This is a genomic window from Priestia sp. P5_B4 (assembly GCF_056400385.1).
The window spans coordinates 1-2,886 of sequence record NZ_JBFULJ010000480.1; the positions used below are offsets into that span (position 1 = coordinate 1).

Consider the following 2,886-nt stretch of genomic DNA (forward strand, 5'->3'; position numbering starts at 1 on the left):
TCCCTGTACTTTGCTGTGCTTTCATCTTGTACAAGTACAGTTCCGCCATACTCTCGTATCGTTTTTGCTCCTCCTGTTCCATCATTTCCTTTTCCTGATAAAATAATGGCTGTGCACCGGTGTTTTTTTGAAGCGGCCAGAGAATGAAAAAAGGCATCAATCGGATACTTTACCTGATCATTTTCTTCATAGGGACGAAGGCGAAGAGTATGATCCACAACGGTTACATAATGATGGGGAGGATTTAAATAAATTGTGTCTTCTTGTAAAGTCATCCCGTCTTGTGTCAGTTTGATATTCATTCCTGTTTTTTTTGCTAAAAGTTCTGGCATAAAACTTTTATATTTAGAGGAAAGGTGCTGCACAATAATAAACGCCATTCCATTTGGTGAAGGCATATTAGCGAAAAACTGCTCAATAGCTTCTAACCCTCCGGCAGAAGCGCCAATTCCCACAACGTGTAAATCCTGTTTCTCTATTCCTTCTGAAGACGATGGAACTGTAGAAAACGAGTTGTTCCTCATAATAGAACCTCCAATAATGTTTAAACACTTCCTAGATTGTATGTCGTTTTGTTTATTTTAATGTCGACAGCACAGCGTGGTTTATATCAAAAGTAAATTTTTTTAAAAAAACCAAGATGCTGGTACATAGGTTCATTTTAGCAAACCTATTATATTGTTCAAATAACGTTTTCAAAATTCCTCTATTTTTCGCAAAAAAATTTTAAAGTCCAAACTATATAATATGCCCCGATTTTCTTTATATAAACGTATTTTTATAAAAAAATCGTTTTTTTTTGCAGAAAAAAATATTTAAAAAAGTTTTGTTTACGCTTACATATGCATAAGGTTATACGCTCAAGGAGGAAAAAAACGGTTAAATTCAACTTGACACTCTTTTTCAGCATGTTACTATAGGAACCGTTGAAAGAAACGAGAACAAAAATACGAACAAATGACAGGGGAGATTTGATGGATCAAAAACAAAAAGTTGCTTTTTTAGGTGCTGGATCAATGGCCGAAGCGATGATTTCTGGTATGGTCAATGCAAAGAAATTACCTGCTGAAAATATTATCGTAACAAACCGAAGCAATGATGCGCGACTGCACGAACTTGAAAATAGATATGGTATCACAGCAGTAAAGCGCAGCGAACTGAAAACAGATGACATCGACGTTTTTATTCTAGCGATGAAGCCAAAAGGCGCTGAAGAGGCATTAAACGAATTAAAGCCTCAGATCAACAAAGACCAGCTTGTCCTATCTGTTCTTGCAGGGATTTCGTCTTCATACATGGAAGAGTTACTGCATGATGAACAGCAGGTCATCCGAGTGATGCCGAATACATCAAGTATGATTCAACAATCAGCAACGGCTATATCTCCAGGTCAATATGCTGCAATGGATGCTGTGCTAACAGCAAAAGAGCTGCTTTCTGCAATCGGAAAAGTATACGTGATTGATGAACCGCAAATGGACATTTTCACAGGAATTGCCGGAAGTGGACCCGCTTATTTTTATTTCCTTATGGAGCATATCGAAAAAGCAGCTAAAGAAGAAGGTCTCGATCCTGAGCTAGCACGTGAAATTGGCGCCCAAACCATTTACGGTGCAGCAAGAATGATGATGGAAAGAGATGAAACGCCGACGGAGCTTCGTGAAAATGTGACGTCTCCAAACGGTACAACAGCAGCTGGTTTAGACGCCTTAGCTAAACACGGCGGCGGAGAAGCAATGATGCAAGCAGTCAAAGGAGCATCAAAGCGTTCAAAAGAAATGAGTGCTCAACTACAAAAAGTGGCAAGTACTAATTAATTCGTCACTTATCTTCTTTGTGAATTCCTCACCACAAAAAAATAATCATAAACAAGAAAACATACAGAACACACTAGGAGTGATTTGATGAGTCCCGACAATAAGAAGCGGGTTGTAATTAAAATTGGAAGTAGTTCATTAACAAGTTCACACGGTGAAATCAGCAGACGGAAGCTCGAGCGCCTTGTGGACCAAGTCGTAGACTTAAAAGATAGCGGTCATGAAGTGCTATTAGTTTCATCAGGAGCTGTAGCTGCAGGGTACCGCAAGCTTGGCTGCTTAGAGCGACCTAGCTCTTTACCTAAAAAACAAGCAGCTGCCTCAATCGGTCAAGGACTGTTAATGGAGGCTTATTCAGAACTGTTTCTATCCCATGGATACGTTGCTTCTCAAATCTTAATCACGAGAGACGATTTTTCAGACGAAAATCGTTACAACAATGCACGAAATACAATTAACGTTCTGTTAGAACGCGGCATTGTGCCAATTGTCAATGAAAACGATACGGTAACCATCAATCGATTAAAATTTGGCGATAATGATACACTTTCAGCTAAAGTTGCTGGACTAGTGGATTCCGACCTGCTTATTATTTTATCGGATATCGATGGCTTATACAGCGCGGATCCTCGCCAGGATCCAAATGCAAAATTAGTTCCTCACGTAGGAGAAATTACGCAAGAAATCGAAGAATCTGCAGGAGATTCAGGAAGTTCAGTTGGAACAGGCGGTATGCGCTCGAAAATTGACGCGTTCAAAATCGCTATGGCGTCAGGAATTCCAGCATTTTTAGGAAGAGCCGGCGTGCCAAACATCTTAACACAAGCGGTTGATGGAGATGCAACAGGAACGTATTTTGAATCTGAAGATGATTCTGCGAACCTTAATCAGAAAAAGCAGTGGATTGCGTTTAACTCTGGTCCTGAAGGGGAAATAGTAGTCGAAGATGCCGCGAAACGTGCAATTATTGAAGATAAAGAGCCTTTACTTCGCGAGCACGTTAAATATATTAAAGGCCACTTTAGTGAACGAGCAGTTGTACGTATTCTAGATAAAGACGAAAATGAGC

The 2,886-nt window shown here is 39.8% G+C and carries 3 protein-coding genes; 2 read left to right on the plus strand and 1 reads right to left on the minus strand.

Features of this window, described 5'->3' with window-relative positions:
• Positions 1 to 524: chemotaxis protein CheB (locus tag AC1DRF_RS21630; RefSeq protein WP_477741660.1), on the minus strand; the 524-nt coding region annotated here is incomplete at its 3' end.
• Between the two features lie 450 nt (positions 525 to 974).
• Here AC1DRF_RS21630 and proC point away from each other — a divergent pair.
• Positions 975 to 1,817, plus strand: a complete 843-nt coding sequence (gene proC, locus AC1DRF_RS21635; protein WP_013056987.1) for a pyrroline-5-carboxylate reductase — start codon at positions 975 to 977, stop codon at positions 1,815 to 1,817.
• 87 nt (positions 1,818 to 1,904) lie between these two features.
• On the plus strand, positions 1,905 to 2,886 hold a 982-nt coding region (gene proB / locus AC1DRF_RS21640), incomplete at its 3' end, for a glutamate 5-kinase (protein ID WP_477741661.1).

Bases quoted from the DNA above. Each gene is read 5' to 3' on its own strand.
- proC (WP_013056987.1), top strand. From the start codon at position 975: ATGGATCAAAAACAAAAAGTTGCTTTTTTAGGTGCTGGATCAATGGCC.